Annotated in this window: 24 protein-coding genes and 1 tRNA gene; 5 read left to right on the forward strand and 20 right to left on the reverse strand. The window is 49.6% G+C overall.

Annotated features, from left to right (window positions below; genetic code table 11):
- Positions 1 to 129 precede the first annotated feature (129 nt).
- Both O4H47_RS00735 and O4H47_RS00740 read right to left on the reverse strand, forming a co-directional pair.
- Positions 130 to 4,008 carry an OmpA family protein gene (locus tag O4H47_RS00735; RefSeq protein ID WP_269392015.1) on the reverse strand — a complete coding sequence of 1,293 codons (3,879 nt, stop codon included), beginning with the start codon at positions 4,006 to 4,008 and terminating at the stop codon, positions 130 to 132.
- Positions 4,009 to 4,312: 304 nt separating this feature from the next.
- Positions 4,313 to 5,458, reverse strand: coding sequence for a hypothetical protein (locus O4H47_RS00740; protein WP_269392016.1), 1,146 nt, complete (start codon positions 5,456 to 5,458; stop codon positions 4,313 to 4,315).
- A gap of 444 nt (positions 5,459 to 5,902) precedes the next feature.
- Here O4H47_RS00740 and O4H47_RS00745 point away from each other — a divergent pair, with 444 nt between their 5' ends.
- Together O4H47_RS00745 and O4H47_RS00750 are read left to right on the forward strand one after the other, a co-directional pair.
- Positions 5,903 to 7,216, forward strand: coding sequence for an Hsp70 family protein (locus O4H47_RS00745; RefSeq protein ID WP_269392017.1), 1,314 nt, complete (start codon positions 5,903 to 5,905; stop codon positions 7,214 to 7,216).
- A gap of 93 nt (positions 7,217 to 7,309) precedes the next feature.
- On the forward strand, positions 7,310 to 8,719 hold the full coding sequence (locus O4H47_RS00750) for a hypothetical protein (RefSeq protein WP_269392018.1): 1,410 nt from the start codon (positions 7,310 to 7,312) through the stop codon (positions 8,717 to 8,719).
- On the opposite strand, the gene O4H47_RS00755 is transcribed toward O4H47_RS00750, so the two are convergent.
- From O4H47_RS00755 to bioB, 7 genes are read right to left on the reverse strand one after another with little or no spacing between them, the layout of a single operon-like run.
- Positions 8,716 to 9,033 (reverse strand): Dabb family protein, encoded by a 318-nt coding sequence (locus O4H47_RS00755; RefSeq protein WP_269392019.1) that lies wholly within the window; start codon positions 9,031 to 9,033, stop codon positions 8,716 to 8,718. The genes O4H47_RS00750 and O4H47_RS00755 overlap by 4 nt on opposite strands.
- Positions 9,034 to 9,044: 11 nt before the next feature.
- Entirely contained in the window at positions 9,045 to 9,827 is a 783-nt protein-coding gene (locus O4H47_RS00760) for a methyltransferase domain-containing protein (protein WP_269392020.1), read from the reverse strand.
- On the reverse strand, positions 9,817 to 10,440 hold the full coding sequence (locus O4H47_RS00765; RefSeq protein WP_269392021.1) for a pimeloyl-ACP methyl esterase BioG family protein: 624 nt from the start codon (positions 10,438 to 10,440) through the stop codon (positions 9,817 to 9,819). The genes O4H47_RS00760 and O4H47_RS00765 overlap by 11 nt, the downstream gene beginning before the upstream one ends.
- On the reverse strand, positions 10,440 to 11,726 hold the full coding sequence (bioA, locus tag O4H47_RS00770) for an adenosylmethionine--8-amino-7-oxononanoate transaminase (RefSeq protein ID WP_269392022.1): 1,287 nt from the start codon (positions 11,724 to 11,726) through the stop codon (positions 10,440 to 10,442). The genes O4H47_RS00765 and bioA overlap by 1 nt, the downstream gene beginning before the upstream one ends.
- A complete protein-coding gene (bioD, locus tag O4H47_RS00775; RefSeq protein ID WP_269392023.1) occupies positions 11,723 to 12,352 on the reverse strand; it encodes a dethiobiotin synthase in 630 nt (209 codons plus the stop codon). The genes bioA and bioD overlap by 4 nt, the downstream gene beginning before the upstream one ends.
- On the reverse strand, positions 12,345 to 13,502 hold the full coding sequence (locus O4H47_RS00780) for an 8-amino-7-oxononanoate synthase (protein WP_269392024.1): 1,158 nt from the start codon (positions 13,500 to 13,502) through the stop codon (positions 12,345 to 12,347). Before O4H47_RS00780 ends, bioD begins: the two co-directional genes overlap by 8 nt.
- Entirely contained in the window at positions 13,499 to 14,470 is a 972-nt protein-coding gene (gene bioB / locus O4H47_RS00785; RefSeq protein ID WP_419719588.1) for a biotin synthase BioB, read from the reverse strand. Before bioB ends, O4H47_RS00780 begins: the two co-directional genes overlap by 4 nt.
- A gap of 437 nt (positions 14,471 to 14,907) precedes the next feature.
- Here bioB and O4H47_RS00790 point away from each other — a divergent pair, with 437 nt between their 5' ends.
- Complete coding sequence (locus O4H47_RS00790; protein ID WP_269392025.1) at positions 14,908 to 15,906, forward strand: hypothetical protein; 999 nt, start codon at positions 14,908 to 14,910, stop codon at positions 15,904 to 15,906.
- 172 nt (positions 15,907 to 16,078) lie between these two features.
- Here the strand turns inward: O4H47_RS00790 and O4H47_RS00795 are convergent.
- From O4H47_RS00795 to O4H47_RS00825, 7 genes are all read right to left on the reverse strand, one after another.
- Positions 16,079 to 16,168 (reverse strand) — tRNA-Ser (locus O4H47_RS00795).
- A 159-nt stretch (positions 16,169 to 16,327) separates the two neighbouring features.
- The gene (locus tag O4H47_RS00800; RefSeq protein ID WP_269392026.1) at positions 16,328 to 16,678 is read right to left on the reverse strand and encodes a dATP/dGTP diphosphohydrolase domain-containing protein; all 351 of its coding nucleotides are present in this window, start codon (positions 16,676 to 16,678) and stop codon (positions 16,328 to 16,330) included.
- Positions 16,675 to 17,910, reverse strand: coding sequence for a hypothetical protein (locus tag O4H47_RS00805; RefSeq protein ID WP_269392027.1), 1,236 nt, complete (start codon positions 17,908 to 17,910; stop codon positions 16,675 to 16,677). The genes O4H47_RS00800 and O4H47_RS00805 overlap by 4 nt, the downstream gene beginning before the upstream one ends.
- A gap of 8 nt (positions 17,911 to 17,918) precedes the next feature.
- Positions 17,919 to 18,131 carry a hypothetical protein gene (locus O4H47_RS00810; RefSeq protein WP_269392028.1) on the reverse strand — a complete coding sequence of 71 codons (213 nt, stop codon included), beginning with the start codon at positions 18,129 to 18,131 and terminating at the stop codon, positions 17,919 to 17,921.
- Positions 18,132 to 18,263: 132 nt separating this feature from the next.
- The gene (locus tag O4H47_RS00815; protein ID WP_269392029.1) at positions 18,264 to 18,518 is read right to left on the reverse strand and encodes a hypothetical protein; all 255 of its coding nucleotides are present in this window, start codon (positions 18,516 to 18,518) and stop codon (positions 18,264 to 18,266) included.
- Positions 18,518 to 19,180 carry an N-acetylmuramoyl-L-alanine amidase gene (locus O4H47_RS00820; RefSeq protein WP_269392030.1) on the reverse strand — a complete coding sequence of 221 codons (663 nt, stop codon included), beginning with the start codon at positions 19,178 to 19,180 and terminating at the stop codon, positions 18,518 to 18,520. The genes O4H47_RS00815 and O4H47_RS00820 overlap by 1 nt, the downstream gene beginning before the upstream one ends.
- A gap of 242 nt (positions 19,181 to 19,422) precedes the next feature.
- Positions 19,423 to 21,366: a cell wall hydrolase gene (locus O4H47_RS00825; RefSeq protein WP_269392031.1), complete on the reverse strand. Its 1,944-nt coding sequence runs from the start codon at positions 21,364 to 21,366 to the stop codon at positions 19,423 to 19,425.
- Between the two features lie 90 nt (positions 21,367 to 21,456).
- On the opposite strand from O4H47_RS00825, the gene O4H47_RS00830 reads away from it, so the two are divergent.
- Positions 21,457 to 21,663: a hypothetical protein gene (locus O4H47_RS00830; protein WP_269392032.1), complete on the forward strand. Its 207-nt coding sequence runs from the start codon at positions 21,457 to 21,459 to the stop codon at positions 21,661 to 21,663.
- Positions 21,664 to 21,680: 17 nt separating this feature from the next.
- Here the strand turns inward: O4H47_RS00830 and O4H47_RS00835 are convergent, their stop codons facing one another.
- The 4 genes from O4H47_RS00835 to O4H47_RS00850 all read right to left on the reverse strand — a co-directional run bounded on the left by O4H47_RS00835 (position 21,681) and on the right by O4H47_RS00850 (position 23,540).
- Positions 21,681 to 22,055, reverse strand: a complete 375-nt coding sequence (locus tag O4H47_RS00835; protein ID WP_269392033.1) for a hypothetical protein — start codon at positions 22,053 to 22,055, stop codon at positions 21,681 to 21,683.
- A 72-nt stretch (positions 22,056 to 22,127) separates the two neighbouring features.
- Positions 22,128 to 22,460, reverse strand: coding sequence for a hypothetical protein (locus O4H47_RS00840; RefSeq protein WP_269392034.1), 333 nt, complete (start codon positions 22,458 to 22,460; stop codon positions 22,128 to 22,130).
- Positions 22,457 to 23,275: a KilA-N domain-containing protein gene (locus tag O4H47_RS00845; protein WP_269392035.1), complete on the reverse strand. Its 819-nt coding sequence runs from the start codon at positions 23,273 to 23,275 to the stop codon at positions 22,457 to 22,459. Before O4H47_RS00845 ends, O4H47_RS00840 begins: the two co-directional genes overlap by 4 nt.
- A gap of 55 nt (positions 23,276 to 23,330) precedes the next feature.
- The gene (locus O4H47_RS00850) at positions 23,331 to 23,540 is read right to left on the reverse strand and encodes an Arc family DNA-binding protein (RefSeq protein ID WP_269392036.1); all 210 of its coding nucleotides are present in this window, start codon (positions 23,538 to 23,540) and stop codon (positions 23,331 to 23,333) included.
- Positions 23,541 to 23,642: 102 nt separating this feature from the next.
- Between O4H47_RS00850 and O4H47_RS00855 the strand changes: the two genes are divergently transcribed.
- On the forward strand, positions 23,643 to 23,945 hold the full coding sequence (locus O4H47_RS00855; RefSeq protein ID WP_269392037.1) for an Arc family DNA-binding protein: 303 nt from the start codon (positions 23,643 to 23,645) through the stop codon (positions 23,943 to 23,945).
- Positions 23,946 to 23,970: the final 25 nt, after the last annotated feature.

Genomic DNA, 23,970 nt, shown 5'->3' on the forward strand with positions numbered 1-23,970 from the left:
CGCTGGCGTAGCTCATCCAGCCAGTAAGGATGCCAATGACCAACGCTATGGTTAGATAGGGCCAGTATTGCGAGATTAGAAATCCCATAGTTTCAAAAAACATAGCTTCTCTCCAGTTGTGAGCAAACCCTACTCCACTGCCTCGCGCACTGCAAACACAATGCGTCGGTTCAAACGTTTGCCGCCTTGAGTTTCATTTGATGCAATCGGTAGCGTTTCACCATATCCAACAGCAAACAATCTTGTTGCGTCAACGCCTAATTCTAACAGCTCATCAACAACGCGTTCCGCACGCATGACTGACAGTGTCAGGTTGGCGTCCGCTGCACCATCGCTGTCCGTGTGCCCTTCAACTTCCACCACGGCATTGGGGCACTGATTTAATTGTGCTGCGACCTCTGCCAAAACCTGTTTTGATGCACCGCTAAGATTTGCGCTTCCGCTTTGGAACGCGAGTGCATTTTGCTTCACCAAATCGGCAATGACTTCGCCACAGATCACCCAGCCGGGTGGCGTTTCAATGGCTGTTTCCCAAGAAACGGGCGCTTTTGCTAGAATTGAAACAGCTTTGTCGCGGGCAACAAAGTCTTTGGCGCTTCCAGATATGTGCCATTTTCCATTTTTAAGCGATGCTGTGCCCTCTTCTAGATTGGACAAAGCTTCCAAGCCTGCAAATGCAGCGGCGGAAAAGCGATCCGGTGCGCCAGATGATACACTCAATTCAGGCGCATCAGTTTGCCCCGTTGCCAACTGCAAACTGTAGCGCACACTCGCGTTTGGCACATTGCCCGACAGGGTGATGGCGTTTTCAGATTTTGTCGCGCTCCACGTGAACGCGTCAGCAACTGGAGTTTTCGCCTTTGCTTCAGCCTCTAATCGCGCTTTCTCTTCAGCCGCAGCGTCAGCCTCAGCGTCCGCTGCCAACTTCGCTTGTTGTTCTGCCTCGGCTTGAGCCTTGGCCTGCGCCTCCGCTTCCAAAGCAAAACGCGCCTGCTCTTCCGCTTCGGCTTTCGCGATTGCTTCAGCTTCTAATCGAGCTTCTTCTTCTGCCGCTAGGCGCGCCTTTTCTTCTGCCTCAGCCTGCGCTTTAGCTTCTGCCGCTAGCCGTGCTTTTTCTTCTGCCTCAGCGGCCAGTCTTGCCTTTTCTTCTGCATCAGCCTTTGCTTTTGCTTCGGCCTCAAGACGGGCCTTTTCGTTAGCTGCTGCCTCTGCTTCAGCCGCCAGACGCGCTTGCTCTTGTGCTTCAGCTTTTGCTTCTGCCGCTAGCCGTGCCTCTTCTTCTGCTTTCGCTTTTGCGATGGCTTCTGCATCTTCAAGTGCAAGCTGCCAAGTTGGCTCTTGGTCTACGCTCAACATGTACTCAACAGCTGCGCCCACAGCTTTGTCAGCGGCCAAGCCATTCAGCTGCCACTGTGACCCATCGTAAGCCACAGTTCCTTCCTGCAACAAACCTAATGCGCCAAGGCCACGTTCTGTGCGCTCCAAAAATGCGCGTCGCTCTTCTGGTTGGCTGTTTGCAAGTTCCAAGCGATTGTCACGCTGAGCCCACACCAGATCATCAGCCAAAAAACCGTCGTAGGTGATTAGACCATTCGAATTCTTAACCGCTGACCAAGTCAGCTGTTCAATTGGCAACACAACGTGCAAATCTAATCTAAATGCCGAACCAAATGGCGACAGTATTTTGGTGATTTGCTCGATGTCTTGATCTGAACGTGCGCTGCCCATGAGTGTCCAAACGTCGCCGGATAGACTTGCACGCCCCGCATCAAGGAGCTGCAGCGCATCAAACGCCGCCTCTGCTTTGTCCGCGAACCCGTCTGGTGCCCCAACGCCAATATTTAGGTTGCCAGTTTGGGCGTTTGGTACCTGAAATATCGCAAGCGTTTTGTCGTCAGGAACGTACCCTGTAATCACGATCTCGCCCGTTGATGGTTTTTCTGCCGCCCACAAATAGGGAATAATGGGGACGATGCGCGCGTCAATTTCAATTTTCCAATTGTTTTCTTCGCTTGCCAGATTTCCCAAATCATTGCTGATCGCAGTCACCGTGTCTTGATGGTCTGCGACACCAGTTAAAAACCAATCTTGACCGTCAAAACCAAAGCGACCCGTTTCCAGACGTTGGAGCGCTGAAATACCAATATTGGTTTTCTCATCAAAACCATCAGGCTCCCCGCTGGCCAAACTAACGTTTGAAACACCCATGCCACTCAGCAAAAGCTGCATGTCTTCATTGCGCACAAAACCCTCAAAACTCAGGTCCCCGTTTTCAGCGCGGCGAGCTTCAAACCGGTAGGGCTTAGCAACTGGTGGGGGCAAAACTGTAAACTGCGCCTGCCAAGTTTCTACCTCAACCTTCTTGTCTAAAAACTCTCGTAAAAGACTGTTTTGATGTTCTTTCGTTTCAACGGTGGCGTTTAGTGCCCACGCATCATTCTGCAGCGCAATCTGGCCCTCTACCATCAAATTTGAGGCGGATGCACTTGCCAATGCGATCTTTTCAAAGTCTTGGGGTTGACCGGCAGCAGGCAAGGTTTCATCGACAACTTGAGTATCAGACAATATGGCGAAGACATCTTCATTCAAATCCGCGGATGGTGAGTACCCGGCTAAGCGAACGCGTCCATCCGTTTCTTTGTTTAATGACCAACTGTACGGTGACACTTCTGGCAGCTCAATGTTGGCCAAAGCAAGGTCGTAACCATCGGGTATGTTGTTGCCAAATTTATCCTGCAAAATAAGGAAGTCTTGCGGGCTAATGGCTTTGCCTTGAACCATAATCCGTTGGTCTTCAATCTGTGCAACCGCACCGGTTTGTAGGTGTTCAAGTGTGCTGATGAGCAAATTCATCGCTTCATCAAACTTCTCTGGTGCACCATTTGCAACGCGCACCTCACCTAGGTCTTCACCACCATTCAAAGCCGAAATGGTTTTCAACTCATTGTCGGCCGGAACGTACCCGACGACAGACATTTTGTTGTCCACGAGTTCAAATTTGATCGTAAACGGCTTAATTGTCGGTCTTTCAATCTGAATTGAAACTTTGAATGGCGTGAGTTTCTTTTCTAATCCTGAGACTTCATCAAACGACTTAAAGCTATCAGCCGCACCTGACATTTTGATCACTTCGTCGGAGATCTCAAACTCACCGTGCGGTAACCCATCCAAAGCCCTAAGCAATTTCGTTACGGCATCGGCAAATCCCTTTGGGCCGCCAGAACTAATGGCCAATGTTGCGACTGAACCGCCCAGCTGTTCAAGGTCAGTCAATTGTTGTTTGGATTCAACGTTGCCAGACAGAGCAATAGATGGTGCATTTTCTTTTTTGGCGGCAAAAACAAATGGTGAAGCGAGTGGCGGAACTATGTTTCCTTCGCCACGCACTAAATTGTCTGGGAACCCTGCACCAAATACCACATCGAGTGTATGAAACGACTCTTGATCTTTTGCGCGACCATCAATTGAGACCTTTAACCCATCAACGCTCACGATACCTTCATCAAAATGTTGAAGTAGTCTTATCGCAAACTGCGTGGCGTCACGCCAATCTCGCGCGGCTGGACCGCCAGAGGCAAGTTGTAAATCAACCTGCCCTTCCCCGAACCATTGCTTTGCTTGATCGCTCAGCGCCTCACTGGGCATGCCACCTACCATTGACCGTGACTTGTTATCCTTTGAAAGGCGCAGCGAAAATGGGTCAAGTTTGGGCGCAAGTGCAGCGTCAAGCGAAGCACTGCGCGTTTCAGGCGCTTCGGCAAGAATTTGATTTACCTTTGAGATTTGCTCTGCGCTGGTGCTGAGGCCCGCGGCATGGACATCGCGCCCATCAACTTGGACTCGTGCCCACGACAACCCGAGATTGTCGAGTTTTGTTTGCAATATCGTTTCAATATGGTGTTCGACATTCGGCTGATTTTGCCAAACGGCAAATGGCGCTCCAATCCCGACCGTCAGAACACCCATTCCAAGCAACATGACCCAATTAACGCGTCGAAAAATTCCCATCTGGCAAGCTACTCCAATTAGGGCACGCAATGATCAAAACACAAATTGAAACAAGATGTTTATTTGTTCGCCAAGGCCGTCATCCGCCGCCCACATTCTCCACCCTTGGCATAGGGCGAAAGTTTAAGCACAAATCGGCAGAGTTCCAGTGTTATTTTTGAATTTGTTGTAGCTGTTAACACTTAACAGGTGTCTCGATCGAATATTTTGAAAATTCAACGTGTTTAGAAAAACGATCGGACAAAAGAAAAGGCCCGGCAAGTGCCGGACCTTTCCAAAATTCAATTCACTTAAACCAAATGGCTTAGTTGAATGTTTTCTTGAATTTTGTAGATACTTTAGAAACGTTGTTGCTGTCGATGTTGAAGCCAACATTAACAGTAGCACCGCCACCTGGAGCCCAGTCCAAGTCACCTTCAAACGCTGTTACGCTTGCTTCGTCGAAGTTAACTTTGGCAGTTGCAGTCAAAGTATCAGAAACTTTGAACGCGCCTTTCAAGCCAAGATCCCAGTTGCTTGCATTGTCAAAACGAGCAGCAACAGTGATTGTTGTTGCGTCGTTAACTGCTGCAACGCCAGAAACCGCAGCTTCCCAAACGTTTGCTGGGCGGAATTCTGCGCCAGCTGCCAATGTGAACATGTCCATAGTTGCTTTAGCAGTGATCAAAGCAGTCCATGCAGATGCGCTGTCTGTTGAGAATGCAGCACGGAAGCTCATGTCATCAACATTGAATGTTGCGCCAGTGTGGAAAGACCAAGCGTTTGCAGCAGCGATCAAATCGTCATAAACGAATGAAGCGTGTGCAGTACCCCAGTCTTGGCTCACACCAAGAGCACCAACCAAAGAAGCTTCGCCAGAAACGCGGCCAAGATCTTCAAGACCAACAGCTGCAGTTACGCCATCACCCAAGCTTGAAGAAACTTGCAACACGTAGCCGCCAGTGTTTCCTGTCAAAGCGATACCTTCGTCGTTGCCGTCGAGGTCAAGTGAGTAGATTGCTGTGAAAGTCTCGTCGTCGCCATCGTTAGCGATTGAGCCTTTTTTACCAGCATAAAACACTGTTGCAGAAGAATCGCCAATAGCAACGTATGCATTGTTGATTACTGCGTGTGTTGAGTTTGCTGCAGTGATAGTTTTGTCAGCTGCTTCACGAAGCTCGATAACTGCCATTGTAGGACCGAAGTCGCTGTCTGCAGTTGCAGTAAACTTAAGCATCCAATCAAGATCAGAAACTGTTGAGTTAACGCCAGCCGCATTGTTTGTCCAAGACCACTCGTAAGAAACGTCGCCTTCGATCTTCAAGCAGTTGCTTTCAGAAGAAATGGTCAAGCCTGTGATGTTCAATAGATCACAAGTGTCAAGTGCTACAGCGATTGGGTCTGCTGCTTGTGCTGATGTGCCAAGAGCAAGAACTGCTGCTGAACCGAGAAGTAGGTTCTTAATTGTCATAATACTGACCTCCAAAAATCAGTTAGTTGTTTAGGACCGGTTGTTACCGGCTGTTTGCCGAAACGAGGCCACACTTTTTATTGGTGTGTTTGACGCCGCGTATGCGACCGACAAACGAATCCATGCATGGTTTCGCATTAGCCAAACTACTCATACGCACTAAACATTCAAGCACAGATGTGTTGCCCTATGACGCTTGACCGAGCGCTGTTGCATTTTCAACACAGATTATCGTTCGGCCTTGAACTGCAGTGGATAAGGCGGCATTTTTTACCTAGCAATTCGCAAGTGCATCGCCAGATCTTTATCCTTTTTAAACCATTAAGGTCACGTCAAATTTTATTTTTGCCGTTGGTGCATGGTTGACGGCTAGGGCACATTATTGCATCTAGCTCTTCCCAAACTGGCACCCGGCACACGAATACACACCTTAGGACACTAGACATGAACGAACTCGGCTATTCTATGGGCGTGGATTTTGGCACGACGAACACAGTAATTGCATTTGCTTCACCGACCGGAGAGATAAAAAGCGTGACGTTTGGCGCAGGGACAAATTCGAACGACGTTTATCGTTCGGTACTTTGCTTTCAGCGCGACGATTCCGGCGCAAATTCAAAAACCGAGGTATCCGGCGGTATCGAAGCGATTGATGCCTATCTCACAAGTGCCAACGACGTACGGTTTATTCAATCCATTAAAAGCCATGCGGCAAGTCATCTGTTTGAAGAAACCCGCATTTTCGGCAACGCGTTTAAATTTGAAGACTTGATGTCGACATTTCTGCAATGTGCTGTGAGCGATGCCAAAGGTGCGTTGACGGATTTCCCTGCTGAGTTTGTTTCAGGTCGCCCAGTGTCCTTTGTCGGCAGCAAGCCGGACGACGCTTTGGCCATGAACCGTTATGAAGGGGCATATCAACTCGCCGGCTTTTCAAAACCTCGCCATGTTTATGAGCCAGTTGGCGCCGCATACAGCTATGCGCAAAGGTTAGAAAAAGACGCAACCGTTCTAGTTGGTGACTTTGGTGGTGGTACCAGCGATTTTTCCATCATCCGGTTTGAGAAGCGCGATGGGCGCACCATAGCGCATCCGGTTGGATTTTCAGGTCTGGGGATCGCAGGGGATCGATTTGACTACCGCATCATTGACGCGGTTATTTCTCCCAAGCTTGGCAAATATGGACAATATAAGTCGTTCGACAAACTACTTGAGATGCCCAAACACTATTATACCCAGTTCGCGAAGTGGCATCAGCTGGCGCTTTTAAAGACCCCGGGAACAATCCGTGAGCTACAAAACTTGGCCAAAAGCTCCACACAGCCTGAACAAGTGGAAGCGCTGATTGAGACCATAATCGATGATCGTGGATTTGACGTTTATCGCGCTGTTTCTGCGGCCAAAGCAGCACTTTCCTCCAACCCAACCGCCAGTTTCAAATTGAAACTTGGCGACATTGATGTTGGTGCTGAAGTGAAGGTCGACGATTTCAACAATTGGATTGCGCCGGATTTAGCCCAAATTGGCAGCACTGTTGATGGCCTATTGGCTGATACTGCACTTTCTCCGGACGACATCGACAATATATTCCTAACTGGCGGCAGTTCCTTTATTCCGGCGGTCCAACGTATATTTTCTGATCGTTTTGGCGATCAAAAGCTGGCAGGTGGAAATCAATTCCAGTCCGTCGCTTTTGGCCTTGCATTGATTGGCCAAGAACCAGATCTGACGCCATGGCTGGCTGAAGGCACTTCATAGCAAAGCAACTGATTGGTCTTGTTTGCACAACAAGAATGGTTACGTTGGTGAATTAACGCCATTTTTGCGTCAGTTTGCAGGAGTTTTTTGCACATGCCAGGTCACAACCGTTTCCAATCCATCGCAGTTGTTCGAGAAATTGAATCACCAGAGAACCCTAGCGGCTTGGAAAAACGAGTATCAGTTGTTCCGCAAGACATTGGCACGCTACTGCAAACGGGTGCAGATGTTTATGTGGAAGAAGGCGCTGGCCTTGGTGTTGGTTTTTCTGACGAAGAATATGTGAAAGCCGGAGCAATTCTGCAGCCAGCACGTGAGATTTATCGCGATAAAGACCTGATCGTCAAATTTAAAGGTCCATCACTTGAAAGCATTGCTCACATGCGGCCCGGATGTACCCTGTTGTGCATGGCACATTTTGGATCATTCCCGGACCGGGCCCGTGTGCTTGAAGAGAATAAGATCAATGTGATTGCGATGGAGGAAATCGTTGAATCGCCCAAAATCGATCCCGATCAAGCAATTCTATCACGTACTGCAATGGCATCAGCCCTGCAGCCCTACTTGAATGACAATTCCATAGGTGGCTTAGACGTTAGAGTTTTGCAATGGTCACCACGCACATTGGCCGCCATCCGCCGCGCTGGCAACCGCGACCCACGCTCTTTAAAAGTGATCCATTCTGAGGCAAGCATTGAACAACTTGATGCGACTGGGCCTACTGCGCTTTATTTCTATGATAGCGCGTCAACGACAAGCGACCATTTGATAGAGCACCTCATGCAGACAGACACAAATCTGTTTGACTTAGTTGATTACGACAAAAATCATGGCCAAACTGCGATCGAGCAATGGCGAGAAACCCACCCGCCCCTGCCTTTCGGTTTACGGCGCATCCAATGTTTGCACCAAACCGGGCAAGCAGGCGCGCGCTATGGGTTGGAATTATTGGCTCAAAACAAACCAGATTTGGACGTTCAAAACGCCAAAGTTGTTGTGCTGGGCTATGGCAATGTGGCGCAAGGCGCTATGCGCGAACTATCGGACAAAGGCGTGCGAGAAATCAACGTGCTTGGCTTGACGCACACTAAGTCTGGACGAATTGAGTATTGGCTCAAGGATGCGGATCTCATCGTCAATGGCGCGGATCAACCGGTCAACCTGCGCGGCCGGAACTATTTGGTTGAGAATAGACATTTGGAACAAATCATACCTGATGGGTCGGTGATCATTGATTTGGTTGGCGGCAGCCCCACCAATCGCTCACCGATTGAACCTGTTCTATCCTGCACATTTTTGACCGAACCGCATTTTGTAACCCACGGTGTAACCGTTTCCGCCCTCTGGGGCTGGCCGATGCTGGGCATGATGCGCGAAACTGCGATTACATATTCGGGGCAAATCGTTGATGTTATTGCCAAACGGGAAATGCTGATCAACGGGTTAGACAGTTTAGCACCAGGTGTTCAACGTGCTTTGGTTTGCGGGCCACACACTGTTTAGTTGGCATCAACGACTAGATCAAACACCACAATCCCGTCCGCTCCGCCTGCGCACAGGGCGACGAGTTCTTTGCCCAATTGCTGGTGCGCGGGGTGATTGGCGTAGTCTTGCAAGGCGGCTTCATTTGTAAAACTGGCGATAAAGCCGTGGCTAAATTTGTCAGACTTTCGTTCAAAGTCTTTGTTCGGGCCGGCTTTAATTGAAATCAGCCCTGTGATTTGGCCAACAAGAGCTTCAAAGCTTTGCACCGCTTCAAGTCTTTGAGTTTCAGATACGCCGGTGCGAAATGAACAGAAGACACAGTGTTTGATCATTGTTTCAAACCCTATTGCTGGCGCTGCGCGATCAACCAAACCGGCTGATAGGTTAGTGGCAGCTTGCCGCCATGGCCAAACTGGTTTGCATAGCGTTCTTCAAAGGATTTGAAATTGGCTTTCGTCAGGATACCATCTGCATTGCCGTTTACACCTGTGTTGCGCAGGTGCCGCAAAAGCGGAGCCAACCCATCAAACTCAAGCTGGATTTGATCCATTTTGAGGTGTTTGACGTCCATAAAGTCCGGCAACATGACTTCAAGCTCGGCGCAATCTGTATAGCTGGGTGCTGCTGCTCGAGAGCCCAAGGCTTGTAATTCATGAAAATGATCAGAGCCAAAACCTGATAGGGCCATCCAACCGCCCGGTTTCAGTTTATTGGCTGTTTTTTCGACAAGGCTCGAAAGGTCCGGAATCCACTGTATTGCAGAACTTGATGCAACCAAATCCAATTGCTCGGGCAATTCAATTTCTTGAATTGGACCAGCAACAAATCTCGAATGGGGTGCAATAGACCCAACCTTGGTTTCGCACTCAGCGACCAAGTCATTGATAATCAGGTCGTTGATTTCAAACTGATCTGTCAGCTGTTTCGTGAGGTAGCCTGTACCACACCCAAATTCCAGTGCCCGATCAAACTGGTTCGCCTGACGAACGGACATGAGCTCATTGGCCAGATGCTGGGCGATTTGACGTTGTACGACCGCATTCTTCTCGTAGCTATCAAGGCCACGGCGAAAGCTTGTCGCCACACGTGTATCATCAAAAGTCTGCTTGGCGATTTTATGCAACATGTACGACCTCTTCCCAACGCGACCAAGCGCCAAAAGGAATATGTGGTCCCGACACGGTTGCAAAATCCTTATTTTCATAAGCGCGCTTGAGATTGGCGCTTAGAAAAATCCGGTCTTTATCGCTAACGATCACCTTGTCAAAATCAACAATCGGCGCTGCGCCGCGCTGCTGAACAATTTCAAGCTCTTCCTTCAACGCGGCGATGTCTGCATCAAGATAGGGTTGTTTCTCGCCAAAACACCGCATCAAAAACACCTGCAAGCTATCCGGATCAAGCGCATCAATTGTTTTTTGCATGATAACTGGTGGAATGCCAGATTGACGGTCGACAGGCGTTACGGTGCCGTTGATCGCCACTTTAAACGAAAATGGATCAGCGTGAATGGCCTGCCAATGGGCGTAAGCCGCCACACCAAATGAGAATGCGACCAGCGATTTATTCTCATATTGCGCGAGATCTGGAAGGTCTGCCGATATATCGCGAAAATCGCTGACAAACAGAACATCAACGTCACCTTGAAGGTGCGCAAGAGGCGCAAAGCCAACCGCCCAACCGCCAAAGACCACGATAATGTCTTTGTTGTTGTCCCGCTTAACCCAATCAAATTGCATCACAGCACCTTTGCCAGTTTAATCATTGCAGAGGCGATTTTGCTTACTTCGTCGGGTGACGACACAAAGGGGGGCATTGAATAAATATTCTTACCGAATGGTCGCAGATAAACACCGTTCTCTTTTACCATGCCATGAGCTTGGTCAGCGCTTACGGTGTGCTTCATTTCAATGACGCCAATCGCGCCGATTATGCGCACATCTGCAACACCGGGCAATTCGCGCGCGGGTGCCAGTTCTGTTTGCAGCTGCGCTGCAATGTTTGCCGTCTGGCTTTGCCAATCGCCTTCAGCCAAAAGGTCCAAACTTGCCTTTGCCGCAACACAGGCCAATGGGTTGGCCATAAAGGTGGGGCCATGCATAAAAATACCCGGCGATCCGTTGCCGATGGTTTGCGCCACTCGATCATTGGTCATGGTGGTGGCAAAGCTAATGTGACCACCCGTTAGCGCTTTGCCCAGACACATAATGTCAGGCTCAATTGCACAAAAATCGGTCGCAAACATTTTGCCCAAACGGCCAAATCCGGTCGCGATTTCGTCAAAAATCAACAGGATGCCAAACTCATCGCACAGGGCACGGGCTTGGTTTAAATATTCGGGATGATAGAAATACATCCCCCCCGTCCCCTGCACAACTGGCTCTAGAATAAAGGCAGCGATCTCTTTGCCATGCGCTTCAAAAATAGCGCGCAATTCTGATAGACCATTTGCCGACGGTTCTTCGTTCCAGGTCTCATCAATCGTAATCGGTGGTCGGTCGATGAAATGCTCAACCGCCAGGGCACCTTGGAACAGGTGATGCATGCCCGTGTCGGGATCGCATACGCTCATGGCTTTCCACGTATCGCCGTGATAACCAGAGCGCACGGTGGCAAATTTGCTGCGGCCCTCAAATCCGAGCGCGTGCTGATATTGCACGGCCATTTTCATGGCCACTTCCACCGCAACCGAGCCGCTGTCACAATAAAAAATGCGCTGCATCGTTGAAGGCGTGATCTCAAGCAGTTTCTTGCCCAATTCAATGGCAGGGTCGTGAGTTAGTCCGCCAAACATAACATGGGGCATCACATCAAGCTGATCATGAATTGCTTTAGTGATTTTGGGGTGTTTATGCCCATGCAACATGCACCACCATGATGACATGGCGTCGATTACCTTGGTTCCATCATCAAGGGTCAACCACACGCCTTCTGCGCTTTTAACAACGAAGGTTGGACCGGGTTTTTCTACATTTGTGTAGGGGTGCCACAGGTGCTTTTGGTCAAATTCTAGCGGGGTCATCATGCTAGGGCCTTGCGAATGGTGTCGAGCTTGATGTTTTGACGAAAGGCTTCTGCAAGCGTTTGCGAGCTCAGTGGATCAATTTTTGGCAGACGGCCAAGGTGTTCAACTTTTCCAAAGTCGCAAATTGTTTGCTCAACTTCTGGCTCTGGCTCACCAATAAACGCGATACCCACGGCTTTGCACCCCGCCTGTTGCAGCGCCAGGAGCGACATCAGACTATGATTGATGGTTCCCAATTGCGTGCGTGCGCAAAGGATGACGGGCCGTTTCCAGCCGGCAAATACATCGAGATAAAGCGACTTGCGGTTCAACGGTACCATCAAACCGCCTGCCCCTTCAATCACCAATGGGCCATCCACGCTGGGGATAGACAAGTCATCCAATGAGATTTCAACTTGTTCAGCCTCCGCCGCTAAGTGGGGCGATGCGGGCATTTTCAAACGATATGTTTCGGGCAACATAGTGCACCCAGATAGGCGCGCGACCACTTGGCTATCTGTTTCTTCTTCCAGCCCTGCTTGCACAGGTTTCCAATAGGTTGCACCAAGCGCCTGCACCAAACCAGCAGAGAAAACAGTTTTGCCAATGCCCGTGTCGGTGCCCGTCACCACAATTGAATTAGCCATTGGCTTGCTCCGGCAATTGTTGTTTTTTCATCTCGGCACTTAGGTCTTTGAACATTTGCTCAATCACATCAAGCGGCGTGTTCAAGGTAATGGATATCCGCAATCGCGCTGTGCCTTTTGGCACTGTCGGTGGCCGAATGCCGCGGATGTCATAGCCTTTGTTTTGCATGGTTTTGGCAAGGGCCATGGTCGGCCCATCTTCGCCAATGATTACGGGCAAAATTTGGCTTTCGAACCCTTCAAGCCCGCAAATTGACTTGGCTAACACATGGGTTTGTTTCAACTGCTCGAGTGCTGCCAATTGACGTTCAGGATTTGTTTGCAGCTCGTTCAGCGCCGCGCGCACCAACGCTGCATTTAACGGCGAAGGCGCTGTTGAAAACACGAAACCGCGCGCCTTGTTGATGAGCGTTTCAACCAAAACCCCAGCGCCACATATCAAAGCACCAGAAACGCCTAAAGCTTTGCCGCAGGTGTGCAGAGCTAAAACGTTTGGATCGCGTGCGATTTCGTGCGTTAAGCCGCGACCCAAATCACCAAATACCCCGGTTGCGTGAGCCTCATCGACAATCAGTGTGCCGCCAAATTGCTGCGCAAACTCATAAAGTTCAGCAACCGGCGCTAAATCACCATCCATTGAATAGACGGCTTCGCACGCGATCCAAATATGACCTTCATTACCCTGCGCGCGCCAAGCTTGGATCTTTCGTGCTGCATCAGCTGCGTCATTGTGCGCAAATTCTTGTGTCGTGGCCCGTCCCAGACGCATGCCTTCGTGGGCGCTGGCGTGAATATATTCATCGTACAACACCAGATCGTCTTTGAGCGGCAAGGTTGAAAAGATCGCCATGTTGGCCACAAATCCATTGCCCAAAAACAGAGTTCTCTCCACACCGAAAAAGGCGGCGGCTTCATGTTCTAGCAATTCATGTTCAGCGTCGTTGCCGCGCAAAAGGCGCGACCCGCCTGCCCCTACTGGCACACCACGATTAAGCGCATCAATGCCTGCTTGGCGCAGGACATCAGACCCGGCCAAACCGATATAGTCGTTGGAGGCAAAGTCATGCCCCTGGCGTGGAATGAGCTCGCGATATCGCGCTCGGTTTTTTAAGGCTTCCAACACGCCATGATGGCGGGGGAATACACTCATTTTTTTCCGTCGCAACCCGCAGCCATTGGGGTGATGCCAAGCTTGTTGAACAAGATCGCGTCCTTGTCTTCGCCCGGATTGTTGGCTGTGAGCAATGTATCGCCAACAAAGATTGAGTTTGCGCCTGCAAAGAAACACATGGCCTGCAACTCATCAGTCATGTCCGTACGGCCAGCTGACAGGCGGACGTGGGATTTTGGCATGAGGATTCGCGCCAGCGCAATCGTGCGAACAAACTCAATAGGATCAAGTTTTTCAACTTCAGCCATTGGCGTGTTCTCAATTGGGATTAGCATATTGATGGGCACAGAATCAGGATGTTCTTTGAGTGATGCCAATGTGAGCAGCATATCGATGCGGTCCATTTGCTTTTCGCCCATGCCCACAATGCCGCCTGCACAGACTTTTATCCCCGCATCACGCACACGATTGAGCGTTTCAATGCGGTCCGCAAATGTGCGCGTGGTGATGATTTCTGAGTAATAGCGCTCAGAGGTATCAATGTTGTGATTATAATAATCAAGACCCGCGTCTTTTAGGCGGTGAATTTGATCATCTTCAAGCATGCCAAGCGTCATGCAGGTTTCCATGCCAAGTTCTTTAACGCCCTGCACCATGGCTTCAAGCACGGCCATGTCACGATCTTTTGGTGAGCGCCAAGCCGCGCCCATGCAATAGCGGCTGGCACCGCCTTCTTTGGCTTTTTGCGCTTCAGCCAAAACAGCCTGAACTTCCATAAGTTTAGATGCGGACAAAGTTGACCCGTTGCGCGCAGATTGGCTGCAGTATGCACAATCTTCAGCGCAACCGCCCGTCTTAATCGACAAAAGCTTTGAGCGCTGGACCTGATTTGGATCGAAGTTTTCGCGGTGAACAGTGTGAGCTTTGAACAACAAGTCCATAAAGGGCTGGTTGTAGATGGCATCCGCCTCTTCACGGCTAACCACATCGGCGCGCCGACCGCTCACTTTATAGACTGTAATCTGGTCAATTGCTTGTTCTTCGGTCGTTTCGTTCACCAAATCCAAATCACCGCTCCATTTTATAGATAATTTTTTTCACCATCACTATATGGTGGCTTTTTTATAGATAAACCAACAATTGTGCAAGTGACAACTGGCCGCGCAAACGTTCTATGGCGCACTTTTCACATTTATAGCGGAGTTTGGAAAATGAACAAGTGCAGCGTTCATAGGCAATTGTGCCAATTATCCCCGGCCAAACGCGACAATGCATCCCCCCGTCTTGATCTTGGGGCAGTCCAAGCTAGATGCAAAAAATCTATCCCCGACCCAAAAAGCCCAGTCATTATTGTTGCATCGAACAAAAATGGAGTTTTACACATGTCGATCAGGCATCACTTTTTGGCAACTTATTCCCCATCATTGAAACTGGAGTCCATTCAATGATCGGCGTAGGTGTGTCGCCCCTCCTGAGCAGGCAACAACTATGGTGGCCAACTGGCGCAACGTTTTATGCGGATTTTGCCAATATACGTTACATGAAAAATGGACTGGAGGTTTCGAACTCCAACGCTTTTAGCTTCACACGCGCTTCCACCAAGTTAGCGCTTGATGCGGATGGACACTGGCACAATTTCGCCACCGATATAGCCGCCATCACGAACAAGGGCCTATCACTGGAGAGCGCTGAAACCTATCACCCAACCAACTCTTCTTTTTCAGGCGCCAATATTGGATCAATTGGCGCTGGCGGGGCCATTCCAACTGGCTGGTATGCGGGCTCCTGGACAAGCATTGAGATTATCTCGCTAACAAACATTGATGGTTTGGACGTAATTGTGCTCGACCTAACGTTGGACAACACGTCGGGTGGCTCAGCAGTTGGAGGCAGTATTGAGTTTTGCAATGTGGAAGCACTATTTGGCGAACATTGGACGGTTGGCGGGCAATTTGAACTTATGCAAACCTTTGGCGACGACACTTGCACTGCACCAGAAAACATTCTGCAAATCCAAGAGCGCAATTCATCAAATGGGTTTTTGAACAACCTTGGGGGGATCATCAACAATCTGGATCTGTCCAGTTTGGGCGATAAAGTGGCGAAAACAAAACCCATATCCGACATTTCAGCGGGAAGAATTGCCGCGTTCTATAGCTGGAACAATGTTCTACCGGGAGAGCTTTTCCACCGTCGCTGTGCAATATGCATGCCCTTCGCGACGAAGGGCACTACGGTCTCATCGCCACTACCGACCTCAAATGCAGGCACACAAGTTCGAGCTCAAGATGCAATAACATTGCTGTTGCCAACTCAGCCGCAGCAGTTAACCGTTCAGTATGATGACAGTTCAACGGTTGAGTTCTTGAGTGTAAGCGGAGAAACCGCACTCCCGCTAAACGCAGAAAAGGCAATAAGATCTGTATCCGCAACTCCCATATAGGCTTTCAAAATTGGGAACCGATGGCACCTTTGATGCATGCAACAAATGGATGCGAGCGCCTTGGATTCTGGCGCTCGTTATGGGCAAATCAACCCAAGGAACGGCGTTGCAGGCATAGCGGCGCAGCACATGCTCTCAAGACTTTTGTTGTTATGTCGGATTTTCAAGGAAATGGCGGAGAGGAAGGGATTCGAACCCTCGAGACAGTTACCCGCCTACGCCCTTAGCAGGGGCGCGCCTTCGACCACTCGGCCACCTCTCCGGGGACGTGAATAACCGCTATAACCATTGGAATGCAAGCACTTTTTTCGATGTTCTCAAATTTCCTTAGAAATAGGAACTTTCCGGTTGAATCTGTTACAAACCAAGAACATCTATTTGAATTGGTACAAAACTGACACAATTCTGTTCACGTTGCGTTCTACTCAGGATCAATAATGGTCCCGGCGCGGTCATCTTCACCTACGCCGCGCTCTTCATACGCTATAAGGAATGCAATGCAGCATCCCGCGTGCCAAAGGTGGCTTTTGCCTGTTTCATCATCTAGATCATCAAATAGGAAGCTTTTCGTTGTTGGGCCTTTGCCGCCCCACCATGCCCAAAGGTGACGCATAAGAGCGCCAAATACCCTGCCCCATTTCATACCTTTTTCCCAATTCCGGGCGTCGTACTTTTCGGCACCGAATGTCAGAATTGAGCCAACCGCAAATAATAGTTCAGGTGGCAACAGTTCAAGGCGTACTTTGCCCTCGTCGTTTTTACGTCCACTCATATGTTGATCTGTGTTGTCCCGGCCATAGAGCCGTTAATGTTGAATGTTTCAGTGTAGACAGAACGTCCAGACCGATATTTTGAAAAGCTGTGATAGGCGTCTTTCGCCACTGGTGAGCGCATAGAGGTAACGATAACGCCGCCCTCCTCTATTTTGCTTTCGTGGTGAATGTGGCCTGTCCAAACCCGTTTGTATGTTGACGCGGCCCAATCGTGCGGGTTGTCGCAAGCCATAACCAAGGGCAGGTCTTTCATTTTGGTTTTATCGCCATGCGTAGCGCCCATGAAAACTTTGCCAAACCGTTTCCACCAATATCGCGATACGCCATCGTCAAAATGCACTCGTTCCTGATTTTCATAGAACAGGCTTAATGCGGTTGAGATTGCCACGGCGGATTCGTCGTCATGGTTTCCCGGCAAGATACGCACATGCACAATTTCATGCTTTTGCAACGCCAAATCAATTGTGGCACGGATCATACGAATGGCGGTTTTGAGAACTTTGGGCCAACGCCCGTCAACGTCCAAAATGTTCTTTGAGCGGCTGGTTACCGGGTCAAACCCGTCAGAATGCAACATATCGCCAAGGCCAAGAATAACACACTCTTTGGAATTGGGTGTTAAAGCCATAACGCGCTGCATGGCGTCCATTATGACGTTCTCAGCTATCTTGAGGTCGTAATTTTCGCCCGTTTCTTCTGCCCATGCCATAAGGCCGATATGCCAATCCACAAGAGGGATAACCGACACATAATCGCTATCAACTAATTTGGGCGGGTCAATAAGTGGTGAGGTTGCCGTAAGTTCTGACATTGCCTCTTTTGCGGCTTCAATAACCGATAAGGCGATTTCTGCTTTGCGGTCTGTTTTAAACCATTGTTGTTTGACTATGCCGTTTTCATCAACAAGGGCCGAAACGCCTTTTAGCGCATGGCCATCTGGCATGTTGAAAGGCGCTTTGTCAGTTTCAGGCTTTTGCTGAATTGCGCGGCTTTTAACATTCCCGTCAACATCTTCTGTGGTGCTAACTTTGGTTATTTCAAAGCCGGGGATTACCGGGTCGGTTCCAAATCGCCCTGCCCGCGCGGCATTTCGCGCCGTGTTGATCTGGTGGCGAAACGTGCTTTCGGGCAGGTTTTCTTGTCGCGCTGCATGAGCAACAACACCGCCCCACTTTGCCAGCTTTTGCAAGGCGTCAATTAACTGCTCGTCAGAGTAGCCGGGATTGGCCATAAAGCCCCCTATTTGATTTGAATGTAGGGTAAGATTTTCAAGATTAGCGCCGTGGCACCGCTCGTTGCAGCACTCACGCCAAGAAGCGTTTTCCACCCTCCTTTTGCGCCAACAATGGCGTCCCGAACCTCACGCAATAGCTTTGCCTGTTCGTCGTTTTGCTTTTCCAGTATTTCAACGCGGGCGATTAAAGCCCCGATTGTTCGTTCGTTGCTTGTCATCATTTGCTCCAGCACCCAATGCTTTTGCCGTGTTCATTATGTTGCAGAACTTGGCGGGCGCTATTGTTTGAAATTACTTCAATATCGTTTGAGTTAAGTCTGATTTGCTTCCAGCCGTCGCAGCTTGATCCGCTAGTCGTTGCGCATCCAGTCAGAGCGAAGCTTGTCACGCACATCATCAATAGGCATGTCGCGAACTTTTTCATCGGTCTTGATCCTTTCTCTAATGTTTTTGAGACTTTGCTCTGTTTGCTTTGCTCTTTCGCCAGCCGCACCAATTGCCATAAGGCGCAGCGCAATAACGAAAACTGACGCGATAACAATCCCGGTTGTCGCGATTAAGCGGCCAATTTTAGAACCAGCCAGCCATGCCAAAATGCCCCACATTATTTGGGCTTCTTTTCAGTGAATGCACCGCTATCGTCTAGTTTCGCATAGACAACAAACGCCAAGCCAACCAACGTCAAAGCGATAAACGCGAACTTCAAATAACCTGAGATTTCCACAAGTGGCTGCAATTGTGCTGCAGCATCTGTTGCGGTTGTACCCAAAACACCAACACCACTCGCCGCGCTACCTTTTAGGGTGCGTGAGCTTGTGAGTTTGGCAGGGTCTTTGTTCGGCATACCGTTTTTCATGGTGAGCAAATCGGCATATTCGGCTTGTGCATCAAAGCAGGGGCAAGCTTTGTTTGCGTATTGATTGTGGCCCGTTACCTTAGTGAGGCCGTACTCGCGGATAGCTTCTAGTGTTAATCGGCGCATAGTGGCCTTTTGAGCAGCCGTACGCGTGTCTTTTGCTTTCCCGGCCTTATCGGTGCCACCAACGTAAACATAGCCAATGGTGCCTGTGTTCTTGCCCTTTACGTGCGCCCCGATTTTGCTGATTGGGCGCCCATCTGAAACAGTGCCATCTAAATGCACAACTTTGTGATAGCCAATGCCGTTCCATCCGCGTTGTTTGTGCCAGCTATCAATTTCGGCCACAGTGGTTTTGCGACCTTGCGGGGTGGCTGTACAGTGCCAGATCAGTTCATTTATTTTTCGCATGGGTTTCTCCATAAAAAAACCGCCCTAGCGGCGGTTGAGGTAAGGTTTGATCATTCGGTAAATTGGTCTAAACAGCGCCATGAGAAAGACGCAAAACACGACCAGAATGGATATTTCTGGCGGGGTATTGGCTAAAAGACAATCGAGCAAAACCCCGTCCGAGCCGCCCGTGTCATGGATTACGCAACACTGGCGAATTTGAAAGATGCCTTCTAGCCATTGAAAGCCCGTGCACCCGTCGCTCATTTGTGCTTCCATTCTTTTTCAATCTGATCGTAATATCGATAGCCCTTAGGCTTTTCGTTGCTTGTGGAATACATCTTGGCGTCATTGCCCTGCACTTTGCCGACTTGACGGAAATTGCCCGGTGAACCCGCATAAATGTAGCCATTGGAATGAACGACATTGCCGCTTGATGCAGCACGATCAAGGCCCATCATATGTGAAGGTCTGTTGCCCAAAGCCTGTTGTATTTGCTGTTGCGCCGCCCGTCTTGCCGCTAGTTTCAGCCCGTCAATTTGTCCTGCGATATCGTGTCGAACGTTGCGGATCGGAGCCAATGCACCGCGCACATTATTGACCGTGCGTTGCAGCCCGTTCATTTGCCCGCCAAGGCCCGCTGGTCTTGCTGGTGCTCTTGGTGCCACCGGGTCCAAATAGTTCGGTTGGCTAACTTGTTGAATTGGCTGGATCGGATCAATTGGGTTTATCGTGGCCTTGCCAACTTGCCGGGTGTAAGGAACGTTAAAGCCCGCCTCTGCCCGGTCAAAGTTGCGTGTGGAACGTGGGGTGGCAATTTTAGGCTGCGACGGGATTGGGTTGTTTAGGCTTGCGACCTTCATATCCAAGGCCATTTGCAGGGCTGGGGATGATTGATTGCCCATACTTGAGAAATCAAAGCGCGGGTCTTGCTGTGGTCTTGGCCGGGGCAATGCAACGGGGTTAACAGATGCCGTGCGCGTTGGCCGTGGCCGGGGTAGATTGACAGGCTTTTGCGGGGTTAGCGCTTTTTGAGCACCGCCCCAAAGGTTTTGCCCTGTGTCTAAAATTGAATTGCCAACTGCACTTGCAACCTTGAGGGTAGACGGGGCGGCTTGACGTTCGAGCTTCTTGAAATTGTTATACCCCCCCACTTTGTCGAAAAACGACGGGCCTTTTTGTTTGGATCGTGTCGTGCGTCGTGCTGTTGATGGTCTGTCCGGTGGTGAAGGTGAATAACCTAGTGCTGGCACAACAGCTTTAGCAGTTGGTGAAAGGCTTTCAATCGCTGCAAGGGCTGTTGTTGGCTGTTCACCCTTGCCAAGCAAAAATGTGTGGTTGCCAATTTTCTTTGTGCCGTTTTTGTTTTCAGCACTTAGCCAATACGGGTCTTTGCCCGCAAAATATGCCAGACCACCGTTGGTAGGGTCTTTTGTGCGCCCGGAAAGAACGTCCGCCGCCGTTGCCCGCGCTGCCAAATATGCGGGGTCGGTGCGCTTAAACCGCTTATCAGGATTATTCCCGCCCGCGCCTTTATTCCATGTGCTGAACTGCTTGTTCTGAAGCATTACAGATTTAGGGTCGTTCGGGTAACGTGATGACGCAACACGGTTGTTGATAACGTGTCCAACCGCCTCTTGCCCTTTACGCCCCTCGCCCGCCGCTTCACCAAGCAATGTCAAAGCCGCTGTGTGCAAAACATCGTCGTTTAAACCTTGCTCACGGTTTGGCACAAATGGGGGTGGCTTGCGCTCAACCAGTGCAGGTAATTGGCCTTCTTTGCCCGCCAAGTACGCTTCACGCTGCTTTGGAGTTAGCCGCCCGCCTTGGTTCTGGTAATCCCAAAACATGCCGCCGCCCTTTGGTGGGGTCGCGTGTTCGTCAAGATGGATGCCGCCGCCCTTCATTTCAGCACCAACGCCGCCAATTTTCTTGGCAGACCAATACTGAATGATAGGTGCTAGATCATCACCTTTGACCTGTTGCCCGTCTGGTCCGAAAATATGGAAGTCACCAGCTTTGCCCTCATCATGCCGATGTGAACCAGTTCTGCGCTTGCCACTTGTTGGTTGCCCGCCTGAATAGACCTTGGCGACATACCCCGGCCCGTAAACATCAAGCACGGCTAAATCGATTGCGTCTTCAAGCGAATTTGTGAGGGGCAAATTCCTAATCGCGCCTTGGTTGGTATAATTTAAACGAGACATAGTTCACCCCATAAGAAAACCCCGCCGTGAAGCAGGGTTGATTGCATTGCAGAATTGTTGTGAAATGGCCGAATACTGAAAGGCCATATTATGAGACTTCCAAACACGCCAAAGCGTGATGAATTGTCAGAGATAGAAGATTTAATGAATGGACCGATTGTTTATAACGACCAGCCGATTTACGAAGAGCCTGTACACGCCAAGCTACACCCGATTGTTTGGGTTGCCTGTGTTGTAATCATTTTGGTATTTTGGAGCGTTGGCCTTCAGATGGGCATTTGGTTGTTGGGCAGATAAACCGCCCAACCTATTGTTTAAGCTGCTTTTTGTTGCACATTCGATAAATCGACAAGCAGTTTGCCAAGTTCATCTGTGCTATCACCGCATCGCAGCGCATACCCGATAACAACGTCTCGGCGCATACACGCTTCGATAGAGCATTCTGGTTCTGACCGCGTTAGCATTTCATCTCGGATGCACTGGCACATAAAGGTGAACGCCTGTGCTTGCTCATCCATCCAGCCGCCTGCAACCTCATCAATTTCTACGCCCGGCCTAGATAGGACGCCGATTAATGCTAGATCAGCAGCCAAAGCTGCATCGTACGCCTGTGAAAGTTCTCGGATTGAGAATTGTGTGAAATCAATTGGCAACAAGCCGTTTATTTTGGTATTTGAACAGTTAGCCACTTCGGACCTCCTACGGTCTGGTTTGGTTAGGCCGTGGCGGGTGTTCCAGCACCCGTCATGGCTGTTTTTGTGTTAGGCTTCGTCATCTTCAAAAGTTTCTGGCTCCCACGCCCCGTGATGAACCATTTGCATATGCAGAGGGTGAGCTTTGAAACGGGTTTCTTGTCCAATGGTTCCAATTGTATTCGTTTCGACTGAGCCGCTTCGGGTTAGGGCAAAGAGAGATGCGGTGACATCACTGCCAACATTTTCTTCGATCTCAGAATTTGCGGTCATGACATGCTCTAAGATTTCTCCATGTGTGCATTCGTGTTTTACTGTGGCGCAATAAAAAAGAACATCTGCGAGAACTCTCGCTTTCTTGGCAGTCGGACTTAAGTGCTGGAAACTATTCACTTTATTCATTTAGCCAACCCTTGTTCTGTTTGCTTGAAGCGGAGCTTCTTTTGGCCTTGGCGTTCGATTGCATAACGTTCCGCTGTCAGTTTCAACCCATTGCGCATGCACAAGGCTGCTTTATCTGGGTCAAATAACCGAACAGTGCCACTGCCAATATCCGCCCTTCCCTCATCTGCGATTGAACATCCCATCTCGTTTAGCCGGTTACCAAACCAAGTAGATGAGCCTCGGAGTTTGCCGGGTAGGTCGTAACGGTCCCAAATCTGCTTTGCGGTGCGGCCATGCCGTAAAAGAATGTTGTTTTCGGCAAGTTTGGCGCGAACCATCGGCTCAATCATGCGCTCTGACATGTCAAAGACCATCAAAGGAAATGCTTGCTCCATTGCCGTGATTTTTTTGGCAAGCATTTTCAACATGCCATCATCACGCCGCAAGAGTTCCTTTATGTCATCTGGTAAGTCATGAACTGCAATCGACTTGCCTTCCATGCGCTCACGGATAACTTCGTTCCCCCACATATGGAAATCATGCGAGAGATATTTCATGTAAGCCAACGCAATCTGCCAGTGCGCGAATGTTCCAAGATGAGAACCGCCGCGTTTAGATGTTACTAATTCAATATGGGATTTTCCCACATTGAAACTCACAGCCTCAACAAAACCTTTTGCATTTGGAGTACGGAGCCACTGCGAAGGCGATTGATTTGGGGGGCTTCCGGCAGCACGCCACATATTGGTAAGCGACAATTTCTCATCACGAACGCTGATCTCTACAGAATTGTAGACTAGCGGTTGTATTTCTGGTTTAATTAATTCGTTCATTCTGGGTTCCTTTAAAACCTGTTTGAATGTTCTGGCACTGCGCTAACAGTGCTGGTTAGTTCGCGGCGGAGGGTGTGTTGCTGTCTAGGCCCTCACCTTCCACCGCCCCAGAACCTGCCAAAGCACGTTCCAGCAATGTAACAATCTCCGCGTTCATACTCCTGCGATTGCGTTTAGCCTGCATCTTAATGTCGTCGCGCATTCCGATTGGGAACCGAACGATGTATTGGTCAGCCCCTCGTCCTGCTTCACCATAGTATGTCATCAAATTTCCTTTATCTCCTATTGCGATAATTCATGTATCGCCTACTGCGATGATTGTGTCAACACAAGATATCGCCTAATGAGATAAAAAAAGGGGCCAAATATGCCACAGGACAGCAAAAGTCGTAAACTTGATCAATATATTGTTCGTTTCCCAGACGGTATGCGTCAAAAGCTCAAAGACATTGCGGCTGAGAATGGCCGCAGCTTAAACGCCGAAATCATTCACCGTCTTGAGCAAAGCTTCAACGTAGCGACCTCCATTGAAGACATAGATGCAGCAAACAAGCGGCTACAGGACATGATGGACAAGGCCGATAAGCGCATTGCACAGTTGCGTGAACAAAACACGCTGGCGCTACAGGTAGAAATGAACCGCCGTAGCCCCGAAGATTCCGAAAAGTAAGAAGCCTTTCAAATTGACAGGGTTC

Origin of the sequence: Maritalea porphyrae, assembly GCF_027213965.1 — a bacterium.
In the GTDB taxonomy this organism is placed as follows: Bacteria; Pseudomonadota; Alphaproteobacteria; order Rhizobiales; family Devosiaceae; genus Maritalea; species Maritalea porphyrae_A.

What these genes read in the sequence shown, in the direction of transcription:
- O4H47_RS00825 (WP_269392031.1), bottom strand. Translation starts at nt 21,366, where the DNA reads ATGTCTCGTTTAAATTATACCAACCAAGGCGCGATTAGGAATTTGCCC.
- O4H47_RS00780 (WP_269392024.1), bottom strand. Translation starts at nt 13,502, where the DNA reads ATGAGTGTATTCCCCCGCCATCATGGCGTGTTGGAAGCCTTAAAAAAC.
- O4H47_RS00740 (WP_269392016.1), bottom strand. Translation starts at nt 5,458, where the DNA reads ATGACAATTAAGAACCTACTTCTCGGTTCAGCAGCAGTTCTTGCTCTT.
- O4H47_RS00765 (WP_269392021.1), bottom strand. Translation starts at nt 10,440, where the DNA reads ATGCAATTTGATTGGGTTAAGCGGGACAACAACAAAGACATTATCGTG.
- O4H47_RS00840 (WP_269392034.1), bottom strand. Translation starts at nt 22,460, where the DNA reads ATGAATAAAGTGAATAGTTTCCAGCACTTAAGTCCGACTGCCAAGAAA.
- O4H47_RS00845 (WP_269392035.1), bottom strand. Translation starts at nt 23,275, where the DNA reads ATGAACGAATTAATTAAACCAGAAATACAACCGCTAGTCTACAATTCT.
- O4H47_RS00830 (WP_269392032.1), top strand. Translation starts at nt 21,457, where the DNA reads ATGAGACTTCCAAACACGCCAAAGCGTGATGAATTGTCAGAGATAGAA.
- O4H47_RS00755 (WP_269392019.1), bottom strand. Translation starts at nt 9,033, where the DNA reads ATGATCAAACACTGTGTCTTCTGTTCATTTCGCACCGGCGTATCTGAA.
- O4H47_RS00790 (WP_269392025.1), top strand. Translation starts at nt 14,908, where the DNA reads ATGATCGGCGTAGGTGTGTCGCCCCTCCTGAGCAGGCAACAACTATGG.
- O4H47_RS00820 (WP_269392030.1), bottom strand. Translation starts at nt 19,180, where the DNA reads ATGCGAAAAATAAATGAACTGATCTGGCACTGTACAGCCACCCCGCAA.
- O4H47_RS00750 (WP_269392018.1), top strand. Translation starts at nt 7,310, where the DNA reads ATGCCAGGTCACAACCGTTTCCAATCCATCGCAGTTGTTCGAGAAATT.
- O4H47_RS00800 (WP_269392026.1), bottom strand. Translation starts at nt 16,678, where the DNA reads ATGAGTGGACGTAAAAACGACGAGGGCAAAGTACGCCTTGAACTGTTG.
- O4H47_RS00855 (WP_269392037.1), top strand. Translation starts at nt 23,643, where the DNA reads ATGCCACAGGACAGCAAAAGTCGTAAACTTGATCAATATATTGTTCGT.
- bioD (WP_269392023.1), bottom strand. Translation starts at nt 12,352, where the DNA reads ATGGCTAATTCAATTGTGGTGACGGGCACCGACACGGGCATTGGCAAA.
- O4H47_RS00815 (WP_269392029.1), bottom strand. Translation starts at nt 18,518, where the DNA reads ATGTGGGGCATTTTGGCATGGCTGGCTGGTTCTAAAATTGGCCGCTTA.
- O4H47_RS00745 (WP_269392017.1), top strand. Translation starts at nt 5,903, where the DNA reads ATGAACGAACTCGGCTATTCTATGGGCGTGGATTTTGGCACGACGAAC.
- O4H47_RS00850 (WP_269392036.1), bottom strand. Translation starts at nt 23,540, where the DNA reads ATGACATACTATGGTGAAGCAGGACGAGGGGCTGACCAATACATCGTT.
- bioA (WP_269392022.1), bottom strand. Translation starts at nt 11,726, where the DNA reads ATGATGACCCCGCTAGAATTTGACCAAAAGCACCTGTGGCACCCCTAC.
- O4H47_RS00760 (WP_269392020.1), bottom strand. Translation starts at nt 9,827, where the DNA reads ATGTTGCATAAAATCGCCAAGCAGACTTTTGATGATACACGTGTGGCG.
- O4H47_RS00805 (WP_269392027.1), bottom strand. Translation starts at nt 17,910, where the DNA reads ATGGCCAATCCCGGCTACTCTGACGAGCAGTTAATTGACGCCTTGCAA.
- O4H47_RS00735 (WP_269392015.1), bottom strand. Translation starts at nt 4,008, where the DNA reads ATGGGAATTTTTCGACGCGTTAATTGGGTCATGTTGCTTGGAATGGGT.
- O4H47_RS00810 (WP_269392028.1), bottom strand. Translation starts at nt 18,131, where the DNA reads ATGACAAGCAACGAACGAACAATCGGGGCTTTAATCGCCCGCGTTGAA.